Source organism: Desulforhabdus amnigena, assembly GCF_027925305.1.
Classification (GTDB): Bacteria; Desulfobacterota; Syntrophobacteria; order Syntrophobacterales; family Syntrophobacteraceae; genus Desulforhabdus; species Desulforhabdus amnigena.
Genome location: NZ_BSDR01000001.1, coordinates 523,121 through 541,793 on the forward strand (window position 1 = coordinate 523,121; position 18,673 = coordinate 541,793).

At 53.8% G+C, this 18,673-nt stretch carries 14 protein-coding genes and 2 pseudogenes; 4 read left to right on the forward strand and 12 right to left on the reverse strand.

Going from position 1 to position 18,673, the window contains the following annotated elements:
- Positions 1-206 precede the first annotated feature (206 nt).
- The 3 genes and pseudogenes from QMG16_RS02365 to QMG16_RS02375 form a co-directional block, all read right to left on the reverse strand.
- Positions 207-354 (reverse strand): annotated as a pseudogene (locus QMG16_RS02365) (hemolysin D); the annotation flags it as partial.
- A gap of 45 nt (positions 355-399) precedes the next feature.
- Positions 400-1,137, reverse strand: coding sequence for a TetR/AcrR family transcriptional regulator (locus QMG16_RS02370; RefSeq protein ID WP_281792062.1), 738 nt, complete (start codon positions 1,135-1,137; stop codon positions 400-402).
- A 111-nt stretch (positions 1,138-1,248) separates the two neighbouring features.
- Positions 1,249-2,568, reverse strand: a complete 1,320-nt coding sequence (locus tag QMG16_RS02375; RefSeq protein ID WP_281792063.1) for a putative sensor domain DACNV-containing protein — start codon at positions 2,566-2,568, stop codon at positions 1,249-1,251.
- Positions 2,569-2,864: 296 nt separating this feature from the next.
- On the opposite strand from QMG16_RS02375, the gene QMG16_RS02380 reads away from it, so the two are divergent.
- The 3 genes from QMG16_RS02380 (at position 2,865) to QMG16_RS02390 (ending at position 5,860) form a co-directional block, all read left to right on the forward strand.
- Positions 2,865-3,089: a hypothetical protein gene (locus tag QMG16_RS02380; protein WP_281792064.1), complete on the forward strand. Its 225-nt coding sequence runs from the start codon at positions 2,865-2,867 to the stop codon at positions 3,087-3,089.
- A gap of 237 nt (positions 3,090-3,326) precedes the next feature.
- Entirely contained in the window at positions 3,327-4,874 is a 1,548-nt protein-coding gene (locus QMG16_RS02385; protein WP_281792065.1) for a sigma-54-dependent Fis family transcriptional regulator, read from the forward strand.
- Between the two features lie 224 nt (positions 4,875-5,098).
- Entirely contained in the window at positions 5,099-5,860 is a 762-nt protein-coding gene (locus QMG16_RS02390) for an IS5 family transposase (protein WP_281792066.1), read from the forward strand.
- A gap of 14 nt (positions 5,861-5,874) precedes the next feature.
- Here QMG16_RS02390 and QMG16_RS02395 read toward each other — a convergent pair whose 3' ends face one another.
- The 6 genes from QMG16_RS02395 to QMG16_RS02420 form a co-directional block, all read right to left on the reverse strand.
- On the reverse strand, positions 5,875-6,156 hold the full coding sequence (locus QMG16_RS02395; protein WP_281792067.1) for a hypothetical protein: 282 nt from the start codon (positions 6,154-6,156) through the stop codon (positions 5,875-5,877).
- A gap of 20 nt (positions 6,157-6,176) precedes the next feature.
- The gene (locus QMG16_RS02400; RefSeq protein ID WP_281792068.1) at positions 6,177-10,568 is read right to left on the reverse strand and encodes an efflux RND transporter permease subunit; all 4,392 of its coding nucleotides are present in this window, start codon (positions 10,566-10,568) and stop codon (positions 6,177-6,179) included.
- Complete coding sequence (locus QMG16_RS02405; RefSeq protein WP_281792069.1) at positions 10,565-11,701, reverse strand: efflux RND transporter periplasmic adaptor subunit; 1,137 nt, start codon at positions 11,699-11,701, stop codon at positions 10,565-10,567. The genes QMG16_RS02400 and QMG16_RS02405 overlap by 4 nt, the downstream gene beginning before the upstream one ends.
- 28 nt (positions 11,702-11,729) lie before the next feature.
- Positions 11,730-12,431, reverse strand: a complete 702-nt coding sequence (locus QMG16_RS02410) for a DUF1003 domain-containing protein (RefSeq protein ID WP_281792070.1) — start codon at positions 12,429-12,431, stop codon at positions 11,730-11,732.
- Between the two features lie 43 nt (positions 12,432-12,474).
- On the reverse strand, positions 12,475-14,727 hold the full coding sequence (locus tag QMG16_RS02415) for a DUF3141 domain-containing protein (protein ID WP_281792071.1): 2,253 nt from the start codon (positions 14,725-14,727) through the stop codon (positions 12,475-12,477).
- A gap of 85 nt (positions 14,728-14,812) precedes the next feature.
- Positions 14,813-15,091, reverse strand: a complete 279-nt coding sequence (locus QMG16_RS02420) for a hypothetical protein (RefSeq protein WP_281792072.1) — start codon at positions 15,089-15,091, stop codon at positions 14,813-14,815.
- A 715-nt stretch (positions 15,092-15,806) separates the two neighbouring features.
- Between QMG16_RS02420 and QMG16_RS02425 the strand changes: the two genes are divergently transcribed.
- Positions 15,807-17,027, forward strand: a complete 1,221-nt coding sequence (locus QMG16_RS02425; protein WP_281792073.1) for a PAS domain S-box protein — start codon at positions 15,807-15,809, stop codon at positions 17,025-17,027.
- Between the two features lie 133 nt (positions 17,028-17,160).
- Here the strand turns inward: QMG16_RS02425 and QMG16_RS19500 are convergent.
- From QMG16_RS19500 to QMG16_RS02435, 3 genes and pseudogenes are all read right to left on the reverse strand, one after another.
- Positions 17,161-17,277 (reverse strand): annotated as a pseudogene (locus QMG16_RS19500) (ABC transporter substrate-binding protein); the annotation flags it as partial.
- Between the two features lie 184 nt (positions 17,278-17,461).
- Positions 17,462-17,749: a hypothetical protein gene (locus QMG16_RS02430; RefSeq protein WP_281792074.1), complete on the reverse strand. Its 288-nt coding sequence runs from the start codon at positions 17,747-17,749 to the stop codon at positions 17,462-17,464.
- A gap of 29 nt (positions 17,750-17,778) precedes the next feature.
- Positions 17,779-18,606: a YitT family protein gene (locus QMG16_RS02435; protein WP_281792075.1), complete on the reverse strand. Its 828-nt coding sequence runs from the start codon at positions 18,604-18,606 to the stop codon at positions 17,779-17,781.
- Positions 18,607-18,673 lie beyond the last annotated feature (67 nt).

Genomic DNA, 18,673 nt, shown 5'->3' on the forward strand with positions numbered 1-18,673 from the left:
TACCTGAGCATATATTTCTTAACATTTTGTCTTGCTGTCCGTTCGCCCTGAGCCTGTCGAAGGGCATGTCTGGTTGTGCCCTTCGACAGGCTCAGGGCGAACGGTTTGTTTTGTTAGAAAACTTTTTCTGATGTTTGGCTAGCGATTTTGCGGCGGTTTCCACGAGACTCGATCTGAGCCCGTTCCCGGAGGAGTCGTCAAGAGTAAGGGGTTAGCCGATGCATGTAGACATCGCTCAGATCGACCAGATTGAGCATGCGGCCTCCAGCCCCGACCAATTCGCCCCGGATGCGCCACCCGGTACTGCACGCGGCCGTCACGAGGGGCCTTGAGATCGCTGTCGGCAATGTCTGCCTTATCACCCTCCATTCAACTCCCGGGTTTCTCGCAAGGCATCGTTCATTCGTATTCAGCCATAGGACTCTGGCACGACTGACGGAACACCAGTCCATTTAAAAAAATATCCAAAATGGTTTCAGTGACTTCCGGGTCAGGATGGATCTCGGGCATATCCAGATGGAGAAGGAAAAACGCATCGAGAACACTGTCCAGCGCAACGGCCAAATGGAACGGATCGGCGATCATCTTGAATCGTTTGTTTTTGATTCCGCTTTCAAAGATCGCGGTTAGTTTTTTGAGAAAGGTGTAATGGCGTTTTCGCAACTCGTCGTCGAGGCCCGCATTGATATTGAAGCTAGCCCCTTTGCACTCCGCTAGAAAAAGGCGGATGAAGGGAAGATTTCCGTGGAAACTCTTTCTCTTGGTACGGATGAAATTTCGCAGCTTTTCAACCTCATCATCCGGTTCCTCAATCGCATGCGTGATCGTTTCCTCGAACTTGTCGCATTGATCCAGAACAAGGGCCTTATAGAGATCCTCCTTGTTCTGGAAGAGCTTGTAGAGTGTTCCGATAGCAAATTCGGCCGTCTTTGCAATCTCGTGCATGGATACTCCGTGGTATCCTTTCTCCGAGAACAGATCGTATGCCGCCGCCAGTATCTCCCTTCGCTGCCGCAGCTTCTCTCTTTCTCGCCTTGGGAGTGTCTCTTTTCCCATGGAATAAGCTTCCACCTTCTGTTCTCGAATAACCGCGGTTACGGAAATGGCCTCGCAGTTGCGCAGTGCACCGGTGATCATTCCTGGGCCGCCGATTCGACCCAAAGGGAATGATGGACAAACCCAAGCCTCCTCGAGGGGCAGGAAAGCCGTTGTCCCAGCGTACAGGTGTTGGTAGGTTGTTTTTGTCGCTTATACTTCTATGAGGCTGGAAGACAACTGTTCCCATACGGTCACCATACCGTCGTTCCATCTGACAAGCTGCGCTGTTCCATCCTGAGAGACTACCACCACCACAACGTTATGCAACGCATTGCACAAACTGTAAGCCGAGTGATGGCGGGAGCCGACGCAGTCGGTTTGTTCCTGCAGAATCTCCCATCCTTCCGGGTCCAGAGCGTGCGCCACTGCATCGACACGCTCCAGTTTGCCGGATATTTGGGCTCCAAACCCGACCAGTTCCAGTCTTTGTGTTATCACTACGGCGCCGTCCACCTGCGTCATGCCGGCTACTAAATGAGCCCACTCGAATAATGATTCATCCAGTTTGGAAAGAGTTTGATTTTTACTGGCCAGGTATTCCGTCCAGCCTACCGTTCTTTTGGGAGCTTCAAGAGAGCCGTAGAATTCCGCCAACGCATTGGCTATTTTGACAATAAGGGTTCGAAACCGTTTGCACGGTTCTTCCTCAACGAATCTGTACTTTAATTTTACGTAAAGGTTCTCTGACAAAAACTCCTCTTTGAGCTCATCGGGGATGCAAATCAGGGCGCCGCCATGCCTCGAGGAGCGAATCCTGCCCAGGAGTCTCATTGAGATCTGTTTTTTTATTGTCCTGAAGAAATCAGGATCAACTGCCGCCCAAGGTTTTTTCGCATGCCTTCGAGCCTCCATGTGCAATGCAAGTTCCTCATCTTCTATAGCGCCGAATGCTGAACGTACCCACATTGAATCAAAAACCGCCGAGGATGGGCCAACAATTTTTCCGGAATTGAGCGTGGCGATTTCGGTCGATCCGTTGCTCACGGTTATGCGACCCGGATTTGTAACACTTACCACTAGAGCGTCGGGAAGCGGTTGGAACTCTTTCCCGCCTCCATGAAGGCTTTGTGCCCACCGTGGTCCGGAATGCACAATTCCCCAGATGGATAATCCACTTTTCCCATCGTGCCACAGTCCAATCAGGGAGCCGTAGAAATCCACTGATGGCGAGAGTTTTCGCAATTCACGCTCGGTAAATGGCAGTCTATCTCTGAATAGAAGCCTGTGGAGGCCGGCCAGCGGCCCATGATTGGGCGAAAGTCGGTCAGGGGCCAGAAAGATGAGCCGAAATCTCACCGGCCGCTCCTCCTCTCGAAGTAGACTGGCTTGGAAACAGACGGAAAGTATGTTTTCCAATACCGAGAGGCCAGGCAGTAATGCACATTCCACGGCGCTCCCCGTTTGCAGGCGGTCTCGAACGAAAGAGGCAAGATCCCTTGGGTAAGCCCTCACTTGAGATTCAGAAGCCATACCGGCCTCTCCTTTCATCAATAGCGTGCCTGATACAAACCAACACAGCGCGCACAGCCAGCTGCGGAGTCTACGTCAAAGAAAAGCCTAGCAGCATTCTTCTTCCAGGAATTTCTCATAACATCCTGTATCTTTTGTGCTGTTGCAACGAATTGTGTCCTTGTTGCAGTTAAAGTTCTTCTTGCTCATTCCATAGGGAGTGGCAGATCTGCCAAGGCCAATCTTAACTCCCTGCTCAAGACGCTCCAGGCCCCAGGATCGGACTTCCACTGAAGATGAATGAGGATATCGGTTGCATGCCTTGCGTTGCAAAATACGCTCATCTTCAGGAGCTTCTCGCCGGCAACGGATTGATGCGCCTGCCTGCAGATCTCCAAGATTTTTTCGGCCTCGACAATCCCAGCCGCACGGGTGCTTATCATCTCAAGCCATATCATGTTGCTCTCCGTTTTCATTCCAGACCCCCAGGAGTGCCTGGACTCTTCTATGCCGGTGAGGCTTTGTGCATCGGCCCTGCCTGAACGTCAAGGCAGAGGAGGAATGGAGGGGAGAACCGATGCACGCAGCCTCTGGGAGCACAGATAGCCATATCCATGCCGGCTGCCTTCCCCCTGATGTATTCACACATAGGAAAATATCTGTGCCAAAGATCCACGAAATGTGATAAAAGTCTTACTAAATACCGTGTTATTGTCAAATAGCGCAAGAGCAGGACAGCATCCCTTTGCCTTGGGCATGGGTTGCCAGGGGAGATGACCATGGAGCTTGATAGGAATGCATTTTTCCGGCAGGCTGCGCTCAGAATCTGCGGCAGCCTGGATATCGATAAAGCCCTGCTGAGTTTCATGGACTACATCCGGTTATTCATTCCCGTGTCCGTCGTCACTCTCAGCATGTTCGATCCGAGCACCGGGATTCTCAGCAACCTCGCAAACGTTGATCAGGCCGGCAAGAAGAAAACCTTGCCACCCCTTCCCCTGTCGAGGTCAGCCATCCAGGAGTTGGAATCCGCACTGAAGGCTGGCGCCGCCAGCCTAAGTTACTGGAATGGACAAAGCGAATTAGTGAAGATCCTTCGCCCCGATTTTGACCTTTCGAACCGTTCTGTTCTCGCTGTAGATCTGGCTCTGGAGGGCAAACGTTTGGGGTTTTTGGCTCTGTATGCAGATGGGAATACAGGCTTTACCCAGGAGCACATGGAACTGGTCTCTCTCTTGAGAGAACCCTTCTCGATCGCCATGTCCAATGCCCTTCGCTATGAGGAGCTCGTGAAGCTCAAAGAGATAGTGGATGCAGAAAATCGGGAGCTCAGCCGGGAGCTGCGGAGGTATTCCAGTTCCGAGATTGTTGGCGCAGACTTTGGCCTGAAGGACGTAATGGAGATGGTGCGGCAGGTGGCCCCTCTCAGCAGTCCGGTCATTCTCCTTGGGGAGACGGGTACAGGAAAGGAGCTCATCGCCAACGCAATCCATTACACTTCCTCCAGGAGATCCGGTCCGCTCATAAAGATCAATTGCGGCGCCATCCCGGACAGTCTGGTTGACAGCGAGCTCTTCGGGCATGAGAGGGGGGCGTTTACCGGAGCCATCACTCAGAAGAAAGGGCGTTTCGAGCGGGCCGATACGGGAACGATCTTTCTCGATGAAGTTGGGGAATTGCCCTCCCAGGTACAGCTCAGGCTCCTGCGCGTACTCCAGGAAAAAGAGATCGAACGGGTGGGCGGGACCAGACCCATTCCAGTGGACGTCCGGGTCATTGCCGCAACCCACAGGGATATGGCGGAGTTGGTGCGAACAGGTGTGTTTCGGGAGGACCTGTGGTTCCGGCTCAATGTGTTCCCAATCACTCTTCCACCGCTGAGGCAGCGAAGGGAGGATATCCCGGCCCTGGTCCATCACTTCTTAGAGAAAAAATCAAAAGACCTCAAAATCTATCCCCCGCCCACAGTTTCCATCGAGGAGGTCGAGCGACTGAAGGCATACCACTGGCCGGGAAATATACGGGAGCTTGAGAACCTGATCGAGCGTGAACTTATCCATACGCGAGGCAAACGAAGGGGTGAGCGGCTGACGTTTGAGCCCCTGGAGGTGCTGGAGAATAGCAAAGCCTCGAGTCTGGAACCGGAGAGGGAGGATAACCTTCTCACCCTGGATGAAGCCATGTCCAGGCAAATCCGTCAGGCGCTTCAAAGGTGCAACGGAAAGGTAAGCGGCCCCGGAGGAGCGGCTCGGCTCCTTGGAATCAATCCCAATACCCTCAGAAGCCGGATGAGAAAGCTCGGTATTTCCCTAAAGATTTCGTGCTAAGCTGCGCCTCTGAAATGAGCTGCAAGATGAGCTCAAGGATGTCCCGGAAAACTAGCCGGTCCCTTTCAAATCTACGGACTCATCTTGCCATGGCGGCTTTCGTCTCGGAAGGTGTACTTGCCAAGACGCTTACCTTTCAAATCCATCTGACATGGGACGAAGCTATTCAATTCCGTCCAGCTTGAGTCCCTAGGTTCTGTTGACATTTGGGTTCTAATTAATAGATGTCAACAGCACTACTACAAGATGAAACATGGTTGAAGATCCTCCAATTCCTTCGCTCCTGTGTGGATGTTTACGTAGGAGAAGAAGGTGATTGCCGTCTTTTCATTGAGGCACTCCTTTGGATTACACGAAGTGGTGCTCAGTGGAGACTGCTCCCGGAGAAATTCGGTAACTGGAACAGTGTCTATAAACGATTCGCCCGCTGGTGTAACAAGGGTATCTTCTCCAGAATGCACGAGCACTTCATAGATGATCCCGATATGGAGAACTTCATGTTTGACAGCACCATTGTTCGTGCCCATCCCTGTGCTGCCGGAGCCCTCAAAAGATCCGGTGGACAAGAGACACAGGCTCTCGGGCGCAGCCGAGGAGGTTTTTCCACCAAGATCCACGTAGCGGTAGATGGCTTGGGAAATCCCCTGAGGTTCATTCTCACTCCCGGTCAGAAGAGTGACATCGAACAGGGACCGGCTCTTATCGAGGGCTTCACCTTCGCTCATGCACTGGGAGACAAGGGCTATGATTCGGATGCCTTCGTCCAGGCGATCACCCAATCTGGAGCTACTGCTGTGATTCCACCCCGGTCCAATCGCAAAGAGCCCCGCGAATACGACCAATGCCGCTACCGCGAACGACATCTGATCGAGTGCTTTATGAGCAAGATCAAACATTTCAGACGCATTTTCTCCAGATTCGACAAGCTCGACAGAAGCTTCTTGGGCTTTCTTGGCTTTGTCGCAGCTCTCATCTGGTTGAGGTGAAATGTCAACAGAACCTAGAGGTATTCGTCAATGTCCTCATACGCCCTGTTGACGATGATCGTCTTGATACTCGCGTAGCCAATCACCACTCTTCCCCGGTCAAGATCAGGAAAAGACGAGCGGAAGGCAAGCGTGGTGCCGATAACGAACTCCTGTGAGCCCAGTCCGGTGATCCAGCTCTTCGTTTTGACAGGATCTTCCGGGAGCCTGTTCCCATAGGTGTCCATGAAGCGTGTATGAGCTTCGGGAAGCCGGATACCGAGGGACTGTGAAGCGTATTCAGCAAAATGTCTCATTGAAGTGCTCCTCTCCCTTCTCAGCGCTGAAATGTTCCCGCGATGCGATTGAGTTCTGCGAGGGCAAAGTCGTAGGCCAGGCGCGCCTGGAGCTCGTCTGATTCCGCCTTTTTCAGTGCCGCCGCTACTTCAGCATATTTTGCAGAGCTGATGGTGGAGGCCTTGAGCTGGTCAGACGTCAGGCGCAACCTTTCCTGCTGAAGTGCGAGCGCCTCCCGGGCAACATCCATCATGCTTTTTGCATCATCAAGTTTCCTGTATGCCTTGTCCAGTTCGACCGTCACCTGCTCATTTAACCTGTGCAGGTTCTCACTGGCTTGTGAGAGCTGGGCCCTGCGCTCGCAGACAACGGCTCCGCGTTTGCCCCAGTCCCAGATATCCCAGGACATCATGAGCCCAAATGCGCCGACATCATCCTTCGCAAAGGACATACCATCCTGGTATGTATTTGCAGCAAAAAGAGTTACATCGGGAATATACTCGTAGCGAGCAGCACTCACCCCGCCCTGGGCCTTTCTCACCGTGGCTTTGGCGGATTCAATCTCCGGGTTACCGGAAAGCGCCGCCTGCAGGTAGTAATCACGACTTTGAACAGGCCCCTTGGCGGGACCAGGATCGGATAGCTCTAGTTCCGTCTCGAGAGGCAACCCAAGCAGATGGTTCAGTTCGGAATTGAAGTCCGCTATCCGGATATTTGCCGCCAGAAGGGATTGCTTGTTTTGCAGGACGGCAGTGCGGCTCTCGGTTACCGCCACCTCAAGCAGGTTCCTGGCAAGGACCGCATTTTCGGCCTCGCGCAGGCTTTCCTGGGCCGCCGCCAGCCCGGCCTCCGCGGCCTCCTTCTGTTTCCGGGCCACAAGAAGGCCGTAGTAGAGTTGGTGTACGGCAAGAATGATGTCATTTTCCGCCTTTCTTGCGTCCGCCTCCGCCACCCTCTGGTCAGATCGCGCAATTCCAGTGGCTTCATGAATCTTTAGGAGCTGCGTCAACGGTTGACTGAGAACCGTACTGTTGACGAAAAAAGATGAAGAACCCTGATTTGGAGAGGGTGTATTATTGATTGGAAATGCGCCAACATTCGGGATAGGTACGGTCACCAGTTGTGACTCGGAAAGCCCCACGACCGCGGAATAGTTGGACAGGCGTGGATAATAGTCGGCCGATGTGGCAGCCACCCTCTTCCCTTTCTCGTCCACTTTGAAGCGGGCAATCTTGACTGCTGAATTCCCTTTCAGCGCCAGTTCGACCGCCTCGGGCAGGGTGAGGCGCTTTGTTTCCGCAAATGCCGGATTCGCCGCGAGAATCAATCCCGCGATGCACATGGCCGCCACGGCAGCGGAAGAAGGCTTTACGGCTCGCGACTTGGCTATTACGAACAGCACCGGGACGACAAGCAGAGTCATGAACATGGACCAGATCAGCCCGACTGCGAGAACACTTGCCAGGGGGCTCCACAGGCTTGACCCGGAAAGGATCATGGGCGTTACTCCCGCAGCTGCGGCCATGGTTGTCAGAAAGATCGGCCGAAGTCGGCGCTCCCCCGCCTCCGTTGCGGCCTGCTCAAGCGAGTGCCCCTCGCGGATTCTCTCGTTAATGTAATCGACGAGAATGATTGCGTTTCGCACCACGATCCCGCACAAGCTGATGAGCCCCATGAAAGCGGTGAACCCGAACGGGTTGCGTGTAATGATCAGTCCCAGGACAGCACCTGGCATTGCGAGAGGAATCGAGATCATGACGATCAACACCTCCGTAACTCGCCTAAACTGTATAAGCAGGGTGAGGAAAATGGCGACAAGGCTTATGCCGAGCGCAGTCAGCATCTCGGGCATGGTCTCCTCGGTGTTGAACTTATCCCCACCGTATTCAATCCTGTACCCCGGCGGAAGCGGCAGCGCCTCTATGCGTGATTGGACCGCATTGAGGAGCTGCGATGCATAATGGCCATCCTCCACGAAGGCTCTAACCGTCAGGGTCCTCACTCCGTTGCGGCGCACGATCCTGCTGGTCTGCCATTCGGGCTCCAAAGTAGAGATAGCGCGGAGCGGCACCCTGGCCCTGGTCAACTGAGAGCTGATGTAGGCATCACTCACGTCGCTGAAAGAGGAGCGGGACGCCTGTGCGAGACGGAGCAGGATGGTGACCGCCCTGTCGCCTTCCCAGAACGTGCTCACAGGGACCCCGTCGAATGCTCCGTCCACTTGCTTCGATATTAAGGAATGGGTTATTCCGAGTCGGTTTGCCAGTTCCTCGTTGACGTTTACGTCCACCATGCAGGATTCGTTGAAGTAATCACGGTGGACGAAAACCGAAAAGGGGACCTCAACGAGCAGTTCCTCTACCTGGGAGCCAATGCGTTTTAATTCCTGGATCTCCTCACCCACGATTCGCACCTCGACAGGAGCCTCCAACGAGCTTCCCTGCTGCAGTTCCTTCACGATGACCAGCGCTTCGGGGACCAGCGATGCAAAGGATTTCCGGAGATCTTCCACCAATGCCGGGGTTTGCTTTGCGGAGTGCGTGTTGACGACGAACTGCCCATATGCGGCATCCGGCTGCTGGGGATTGACGTTATAGTAAAACCTCGGTGCGCTCTGGCCGACAAAGGTTGCAAAATGCTCGATTTCCTTTCTCCCCTTCATGTACGCCTCCATCCGGCGCATCACCGCGTCCGTGGCCTCGATGCGAGCTCCCTGGCCCATCCATACGTCGACCACGAACTGGTTGCGTTCCGCCGATGGGAAGAACTGCTGGGGCACGAGTGTGGAGAGGAGGAGCCCGGCCGCGAACGCCCCAACCCCCAGCGCCATGGCCGTGACCTTATAGCGCATGAAAAAGACAATGATCGCCCTGTAGACGGACTGGATCACATTCAGGATGCTGAATTTTTCCTTGCTTCCGCCCTCCTTGCCGCCGCTGGTGTCATGGAGCCCTTTCCTGATGAAGAATTTGCAGAAAATCGGTGTGATGAAGATAGCCACAATGAAAGACACGGCCAGGGCTATGGCGACCGTTACCGGGAGTGCAAAGATAAACTCGCCGGATGATCCCGAGAGGATCACCAGGGGCAGGAAAGAAAAGATGATCGTCGCGGTTGCGGCAAGGACCGGAACAATGACTTCGGAAACGCAGCGCCAACCGGCCTCCTCCCTCGGGACCTTGCGGTCGAGAAGATCGATGTAATTGTCGGCAATCACAATCGCATCGTCCACGACGATTCCTAGGACCACAATGAGCGCAGCGATAGAAACCTGATGCAGCGCGATTCCCACTGCATTCATTGCCCCCAGGGTTATGCAGAGCGTTATGGGAATGGCGAGTGCCGCGATCACCGCCACCCGAATGGGCAGCAGTATGATCGTAACAAGAACAACGGATGCTATGGCCAGCATGAATTCATGGCCGAGATGCGTTATTCGCTCCTTGACGACCTCAGGCTGATTGGCGATGAGATCGATCCGGATATCCGGCGGCAGCAGGGATTTCAGGCGGGTAAAAACCTCCTCGATTCGAACGCCGAGCTCTACTATATTCTTCCCCTTCTGCATCTCAACGGACAGCAGCAGGCACGGCTCGCCGTCGTAGCGCACAACGAACTGCGGGTCCTGGTATCTCCGCTCCACCTCGGCAAAATCGCGAATGTAGACGGGCTCCCCTGTTCGGGAGACGTCCACGAGCACACTCCTGATATCTTCTTCCTCATTGAAGAGGCCTGTGGTGTGCAGGGGAATCTTCGTGCGGTCGGCCTCGAAATGGCCGGAGCTCTCTATGGTATTGCGCTGTTTCAGTGCCTGGATCACGTTAAGCGGGTCCAGGAAATACTGCGACAACCGCTCCAGGTCGCTCGTTATCCAGATTTGTTCCTGCTGCTGGCCATACATGGCCAGCTTGCCCACTTCACGAATTGTGCGAAGCTCATCTTGAATTGTGTCCACGTAGTCACGCAACTCACGGTAGCCATAGCGCTCACCGTGTATTGCGAGAAGCATCGCCACGGTGTCGCCGAAGTCCGAGTTTACGATGGGCCCCTGGACGCCGTCCGGTAGCTCGGTTGCGCGGGTCTCATTCATCTCGTGACGGATTTTGGCCCACACGAGGTCGGAGTTTTTCACGTAATTTTCAAGTTCCACGTTGATGATGACCAGACCGGGGCGGCTGGTTGAATACGTTTTCTCCTTGCGGATTTCGGGAAACTTGAAAATGTGTTTTTCCAGGGTTTTTGTGACCTGCTTTTCGACTTGCTCGGAAGTTGCACCGGGATAAAGTGCGATGACCAGGCCGGTGCGAATGGTGATGGTGGGGTCTTCGGTGCGCGGCATGTACCGTAAGGCATAAAGTCCGACCGCAACGGCCATGGCGGTAAGGATCAAAAAAACTATCGGGTAGCGCAGAGATGCCTTTGCCGGGTTCATTGCCGCACCTCTTCTTTTCTTAGCGGGTTTTGTGGTCCTCCAGGGGCAGTTTCATCCACCAATGAGACGATGGTTCCGTCCCGAAGCTTCTCCTGGCCCGCAAAAACGATGGTCTCGTCCCCTGAAAGGCCGCTTTGTATCGCAATCTCACGTCCGTAAACGGCTCCCCTTTCGACCCGCTTGGCATAGACACGCTGCTGCTCGGGGTAGTAAACAAAAACAATCGTGGCTCCCTGCGGGTCCCGCAGGATGGTCTCGGCCGGAAGGGTCATGAGCTCGATCGTCCTGTCCCCCTCGATCCTGGCCTCGGCAACCATCCCGACCCGGAGGATATGAGCGGGATTGGGAACCAGGATCCTCGTCATGTACGTTCGGGTATTGGGGTCCGCCGAGACGTTAATGACCCGCACCTTCCCCTCGAACGATTCCGTAGGCATAGCCGGGATCGTGACCGCCGCCGTCTGGCCGACCCTGACGAGATGAATGTCGGTTTCCGGTACACCGACGTTGATCTCCACGGGATCGAGCTTCACGATCTCGAAAACAGGGTTCCCGGAGCTTGCGGTCTGGCCCGGCTCGATGGATCGCTTCGAGATGAAACCGTCGGCGGGAGCGTAGAGCGATGCATCTGTAAGGCGCTTTTGGGCCAGCTTTTGATTGGCGATGGCCTGATCCACCTGCTCTTTGGCGCTCAACCAGGCCGCCCTGTATTTTTCAAAGTCGTTTTGCGCGAGGCTCCTGGACTCATACAGGAATTTCATCCTGGCGTACTCGTCCTTACTGCGAGCGAGGGCGACTTTTGCCTGTCCGGCCTGCGCGGATGCGGCCTGTAGCGAGAGCTTGTAGTCAACCGGGTCAATAGCTGCGAGGAATTGTCCCTTTTTAACGTAATCGCCCTCCCGAGGCCCCACTTCGATCACTTTCCCCGAGACCAGAAAAGAAACCGGCACCGGATCGTCAGGCGACGTCACCGTACCGCTCACCGACACGAATTCGCGCTCTTGCACGTGCCGCACCTTCCCCGTTTTGATCGGGGTCGGTTTGGCCGCGGGCGGCTCCACACTTTTGTCCTGGGAACAGGCGGTCAACACAAATAGGATTGAAACGAAGCTTACGGCAGATAAGAATCGCATTGCAGGAGTCCTCTCATTGTTGTGTGATTCATTCTCTCTTAAAAATCGCAGACAAGAGATCGAGTTGGATTTCCTGTATCTGCGCAAGCCGATCCCACTGATGCGAAAGGAGGTGATCCAGCTTCTCATGGAGATTGCGAATTTCGAGCTCTGCCTTGAGATTGATCAGGTAATCGTTCTGTGAGCGCAGCCGGTCTTTTGCCTCCTGGCGATTCTGACTCATCATGATAACGGGTGCCTGGATTGCAGCGAGACACGAAAGAAGAAGGTTCAGCAGGATGAATGGATACGGATCCGGGGGGTGCAGACCGAGCACCAGGGTATTCATCACGATCCAAAGCGCAAGGAAGGCGCCAAAAGACAATATAAAGGTCCAACTCCCGCCAAATCTTGCAAACCCATCCGCCAGTCTCTCGCCGAAAGACCGCCCGCTCTCGAACTCTGTGTCGATGTTCCTTGCGACCAGTTCATGCTCCCGGATGCTGTGCAGGATTTGCTCCTCAATGTTTGTGAGCTCCCCCTTTTCGGACTCGAGGAGGGAATGGACATGATCAACCCCGTACCTTATGAGGTCCTGTTTACAGATGAAGCCGTCCTGTGTCCAGGTGCGGTGATCGCGGGTAATCCGATTCACAATGCCGTCTCTCACGGCAGCGCATGGAAAAAGATCCACTCGAGGGAAGCTCTTTCCGCAGATCACGCATGCATGCCAGTCATGTCTATCAGTCATAAGTTAACCTGTTGATTGTGTTAAGGCAAATTTCGCATCCTACTTACATCATTCTCAGTGGTGGAGTTTGATCGCTCGAGATGCTCACGCCCAGGATCTCTTCGATCTTTCTGAACCTGACCTGCTGTGAATCCTCCAGCTTGCCGGTCCTTGCAGTGGCGATCCTGTAAACAAGTTCAAGCGCCAGAGCGCGCCGGTCGGGATCGGGCAGCAGTTTCGGCAAAGCGTTTATTGCCCGCTCCTCATCCATAAGCAGAATGAACCACTGCCTCTTTAAGGCTTGTTTCAACTGTGCGAGGGTCGGCCGCTCGTCGGCGGGAGCCTCGCGGATGAGCTGCTGGGCCAGGCGGAAGGGACGCTCGTCCACCACCTGGATGTCGCGGTCCTGGTAAAGCAGCATCCGAACAGCCGCCTCGAGCAGATCACCCTGTTCAATAAAGGACTCGTTCTCCAGCTTCTTTAGACGCTCCAATTCATTGCGGAGCCAGTCTTCGTACCGCGGTGCTCCCTGTTGTGCGCTGCCGCCTTTAAGTCCAACCATCGAAGCCATCCAGGGTGATTCATAAATCAATTTAAAGATGCGTTCGCACCATGCGTCCCTAGTATCACGGTAGGTGTTGAGTGAATCCATAATTCTTTCCGAGACGTGCCCTTCGAGCTCGAGGAAGGGGTTGTCGGAAGAAACCGGTTTGCGCTGTTTGCGAACAATTTCCGCAACTGCCCTTAACGGCCACATCGCAGGATTCATGTCGGAACACATGTAGCGTTGCAGGCGATCCGGCTGTAGCATGCGCCACCAGTAGGCGGTCATCTTATTTGACATCGCCTGCACCCAGGGCGAGAGGAAAGTATCATAGAGGCCCTGGTTTATTTCGGCGACTCTCTTTACGACCTCGAAAGGCCGTTCGTGAGCGCGCCCATCGCCAAGGGCGAGGATATCCTCGATGGTGCGCATCTCGAATCTGACCAGATATCGCCCGTCGATCAGCTCATGATGCGGCATGTCGGGTTTAGTATCTTCTATTATGGCTTCGTAGAGCCCCGGCGGCAGTGCATCTATCAAATCCACTGCGGTGATCAGCTCCGTATACTCCCGGTCGGCCACTGCGGCCGAAACGAAGATCCCGAGATGGCCGGCCTTCTCATGGAGGCAGTAGATGATTGTCTGCTCGTGTGCGCGGATCTCGTCCACACTCCTGTAGAGGTCCGGGATCCAGTTCAGAGCCTGTTGCGGCGGAGTGATATTGTCGCCCCAGGAAGCGAATACGACAATCGGCGAGCGAATGTTGTAAAGATTGACGATGGTCTTCCCATCGGCCGAGGTAACCTGGTTTGCGGAGAGCTTGTTGCCCACGAAAAGGTTCTGGACGATCCATTCGATTTCCTGCTTGTTGAGGTAAAAGTATCCGCCCCACCATTTTTCGAAATCGAGAAAGCGCTCGGCCTCGGTATCTATTTTCGAGTAAAGATTGTATTGTTTGCCCCAAAGCGTATTCGAAGGATTGAGGTTTTCAAAATTCCGAACGAGGTAGCTGCCGTCAAAGATGCCGTTTCCAAGGTCGCTCGCAAAAGAAGAAAGCCATGACCCGCCAAGGAGCCCCCCGCTGTAGCGCATGGGATTTTCTCCTTCCACACCTGCCCAGTATGAGACTGGAGATCCCGCGAGCAGAATCGGGCCGAACAGTTCCGGCGCCACGGCCGCGAGAATCATCAGCGCCCAGCCGCCCTGGCAGTTGCCGATCACGAACGGCTTGCCTTCGGCATGGGGATGCAGCTCGTTAACCTTCTCCAGGAACACGGCCTCGGCTCTTGTCACCGATTCTATGGTCTGTCCCGAGCATGGCTTAGAAAAGAACATTACAAAATAACAGGGGTGCCTGGAGCGAAGGGCTATACCTATTTCGCTCGCTATCTTGGATCCGGCGACACCCGGTCCATGGCCCGCCCTCGGGTCGATCACCACAATCGGGCGCTTCACGGGGTCTGTGGGATGCTCAGCGGGAGGAACGATTCGAACAAGCGCATAGTTGGCGGGCCGGTCGAGAGTGCGTCCATCCACAACCGTTTCATACTTGAACACGAGGACGGGCGGCTGTCCTGCCTTTTCATGTTCGATACAGATATTGCCGCGTCGGCGCATCACATCGCAGAATAGTAGACTCCGCTGCCAGGTGTCAACCAGGTATGAGAGGGCCTGGCCTGGGAGATCGGGAGTCGGCCATTGCCAAGCAAGATTCCTGGATGCTGTGGCTGAAGCATCTGAGGCAGAAGACGGGGTCTTGGTTTCCTTTGTCATGCTATTCTCCAGTCCTGCAGAATGTTCCCCTCCACTATCCTGAGATAGGGGACATCCGTTGCTCCGAATTGTGTACTTGTTGCAGTTAGAATTCTTCCTGCTCAATCCATAGTGTGTGGCTTATGAGTCCGAGGCCTGCTAAGGCCGAACTCAACTCTCTGCCCAAGACGCTCCCGTTGCCGGGATTGGACTTCCATTGAAGATGAATGCTGATATCGGTTGCATACCTTGTGTTGCAAAATACGGTCATCTTCAAGAGCTTTTCACCGGCAATGGACTGATGCGTTTGCCTACAGATCTCCAAGATCTTTTCGGCCTCGATAATCCCGGCCGCCCGAGTACTTATCATCTCAAGCCATATCATGCCGCTCCCCTTTTTCATTCCAGACCTCCAGCAGTGGCTGGATTCCTTGTGCTGGTGAGGCTGTGCGCATCGGCCCTGCTTTGAACGTCACGGACTGAATGAGGGGGAGAACCGATGCCCCAGCCTCTGCGAGCACAAACAACAATATCCATGCCAGTTGCCTTCCAACTGACTTCTACCTGCACTGGGAAACAGCTGTGCCAAGATCCACGAAATGTGGTACATGCTTCTGCCAAATATCGTGTTATCGTTAAATAGCACAAGATCAGGACGTTATCTCTTTACCTCACATGAGGTGCCAAGGGGAAGGAACATGGAGCTTGACAAGAACGAGTTTTTCAGGCATGCCACGCTCAGAATCTGCAGCAACCCGGATATTGGGGCGTATCCTCGAGAAGCAAAACTCTTTGCAGCGCCTGTTACTATTCTCATTCGTCAAGTGGAAGCACTGGACCGACCAAGTAGACTGATAGACTGACAGTCGAAATACCGGATACAGGAGGAATTGTAGTAAGAGGTACCGCGGTTCCGATTGAGGCAGCGTTGAGTAATTTCAGTGGACGATTGTGAGCAAGTGCAAATGGAATCTGAAAGAGCCACCCCAAAACCCCTTGCTCCGGAATCTCGGAGGGCCGTTCACGTCTTACTTGCAAGCGGCTAACCGGACGCTGCTGGTATGAGCCGTTTTTAATTGTGGAAAATGGAGAATCTCGTAGTGGAAAAAAATCTAACCTGCAAAGAATTGGAATCAAGGGTTAAGGAGTTAGAAGAAGAGATCGAGAAGTGCAAAAGAGCTGAGAAAGATTTGCTGAAAGAGAAGAGTTTTTCAGAAGCGCTAATTAAAAGCCTACCAGGTGTTTTCTACGTCTTTGATCAAGAATTGAGAAATGTTCGATGGAATGAGAATCTTGAACAGGTGACGGGGTATTCTTCCGAAGAACGATCGCGAATGGGTCCTCTTGATACTTTTGAAGGAGAGGACAAGAGGGTTGTCGCAGAGGCGATTAATGAAGTCTTGATTAAAGGTGAGGGCTTTGTAGAGGCAAATATTGCATCAAAAACCGGGAAGAAGACCCCTTATTTTTTCACCGGAGTCCGAGCTGAGATTGATAATTCCACATATGTAGTAGGAATGGGAATAGACATCACCGAGCGCAAGCGGGCCGAAGAAGAGCGTCGGCAGCTTTCTCGCCAACGCCTTCAAACCTGCAATGTTATGGCTCATGAACTTCGAAATGCCCTAGTAAAACTTGGTTTTGTCTTTTCGGCCATCAATTCGGTTATGGGGTTTCTTCGGGAACAGTGGGAAATGGAGCTGCGAAAAGCCTTTCCGGGTCTGGAAGACAAAAGCGCCATTCTCATGCGGCTAGGGGAGTTGATCGTCTTGAAGCAGGCTCTTCTTGGCGACCAAAAAGAGTTGAGGCAATTGAGTGAAGAACTCATGGCTGAGCAGGTGGCAGTGGCCAACCTCTATCTTTTGCCTGAACAGGAAAAGAGCTGGCTTCATAATAAGATTCGCCCGAAGTGGCGTCGTCTATTGGCTGAAAGCCGAGCCTGGGAGGAAGACAAAGAGGAGGTGTGGGAGCTATTGAGTCGTCTGGAGAATGCTATCCGGATTGTGCAGGATGAAGATCTCGCCCAAAAAATGGCACACCTTCCCGAAGATCTTCGGATCAAATGGCAGAAGCTTGCCTGCACCCAGTTTTCGGCAACCAATCTTTCCCTGCTGGAGGATGTTTTGCATCTTCTCGATCATCCCGGGATGAACATTCGATATAAAGTTCAGCTTAAGAAGCTAATTACCTTCCTGAAAGCTCTTGCGGACATTTCCTTCGTAATAGAAGACCGAATGAATCAGTTGCTTTTTTCTTTGAAAAGCGGAGAGCAGCAGGAAGGGTTTTGGGGTACTGATGATCGTAATTACGCCGCTGATTGATCTCAGCAGCGACGCATGCATTCAGGGGTAAAACTGGCCGCGCATTTAGGATTCTGTGTCCTAGTACTACAACGAGAGATTATTGGTCGAGCAGCCAAGTGTCACACCCAAAGGCCTCGTCGCCTGCTGAATTTCACCCTTTCACCTCCCTGGTGGATTCCGTTTTCTCCCTGAGGCGTTTCAAAAGGTTCTCGAAGGACTCGCCGTTCAAAATGGAGGCAAATTGCCCACGGTAATTGCTAACCAAACTGACTCCCTCGAACGAGGCGAGTTAGAGGAAGGTCTTCACGCAGCCTTCCGCCTTTGATCCGGATGTAGCACCGCAGCTTTTCGATTTCATCCCCCGGCCCTTCGATGGCTTGTGCGATGGCACTCTCGCACCTGTCGCATTGGTCAAGAACAAGAGTCCTGTAAATGATTGCGTTCCCCGGTGGTCATTCCATGGCCGCAACTTCCACCCAGATGGAATGATAGAGCAACCCCAGCCCCTTGAGAGCATATGAAAGCTGCTGCCCAAGAGGGCTTTCGCTCGGGTGTTGCGCCCCATTTTCCCAGTGGATGTGAATGCTCAAATCGGTCTCCACAGTGGGATGATGATAGACCCTGATCGAGGCAGCAAGCCCGGATTCCTTTTGCTTGAAAACCTGGCTCAACAACTCGTCGACCATTTGCCTGTTCGCTTTCACCAGAGAGCGCAGTGTGATGACCTCTATCCATTTCATGGTAATTCTCCTCTTCGGGTCGAGCAGGATCAAATGTCCTGCATCGATCCGTGGCGCTTGCCTATGACCTCCAGGGTGTCGTTCACGACCATGAATGCGTGGGGGTCGATGTCAAACACCAGCTCCTTCATCTTTGAGAGCTCCGTCAGGGTGATGATGCTGAAGATGACTTTCTTGCTGCTCCCGGTATAAGCTCCCGTGCCTTCGAGAAGAGTGGCTCCGCGATGCAGCCGGTTCAGGATCTGCGCGGTAATGGCATCGGCGCAGTCCGTTATGACCAGGATCGCCTTTCGCTGGTTGAAGCTGGTAAGGATCGAGTCCATGACCTTCCCGCTGACAAACATGAAGATCAGGCTGTACAGCGCCCGCTCCAGGCCGAAGAAATGGGCTGCGACCGCAAGCACCAGGGCATTAGAGAGAAAGCTCATTGCCCCCATCCGCAGTCCGAGCTTCTTTCTCAAGTAGACCAGCAGGATTTCCGTCCCGCCGCCCGAGCCCTGAGAGCGCAGCGTGATTCCGACGCCGGCTCCACAGATTATCCCGCCCAGAATGGCTGCCAGGATGGGGTTCTCGATGTGCGGGAGTTTTGGGAAGATGAGCCCGGTCGCAGTGGAGAACATGACCATGCCCAATACAGTGTAGAGCATGAATTTCCGGCTTACCCCGAACCAGCCGAGCAACATGAGAGGGATGTTCAAGACGAGGTAGGCGAGTCCAATGTTGAGCCAGGGGAAGAGATAATGCCCGATTAAGGAGATCCCCATGATCCCTCCGCTCAAGAATCCCTGAGAGACAATTACTCCATTAATGCCGACGGCGTAGACGATGCTGCCCGCACTGATCAACAGCACGTTCACGAGCACGCGTCTCCAGGGATTCGGCATTCCTGTCGAGCAGGCTCGAGACCCAGGCTCCGAATGTGTC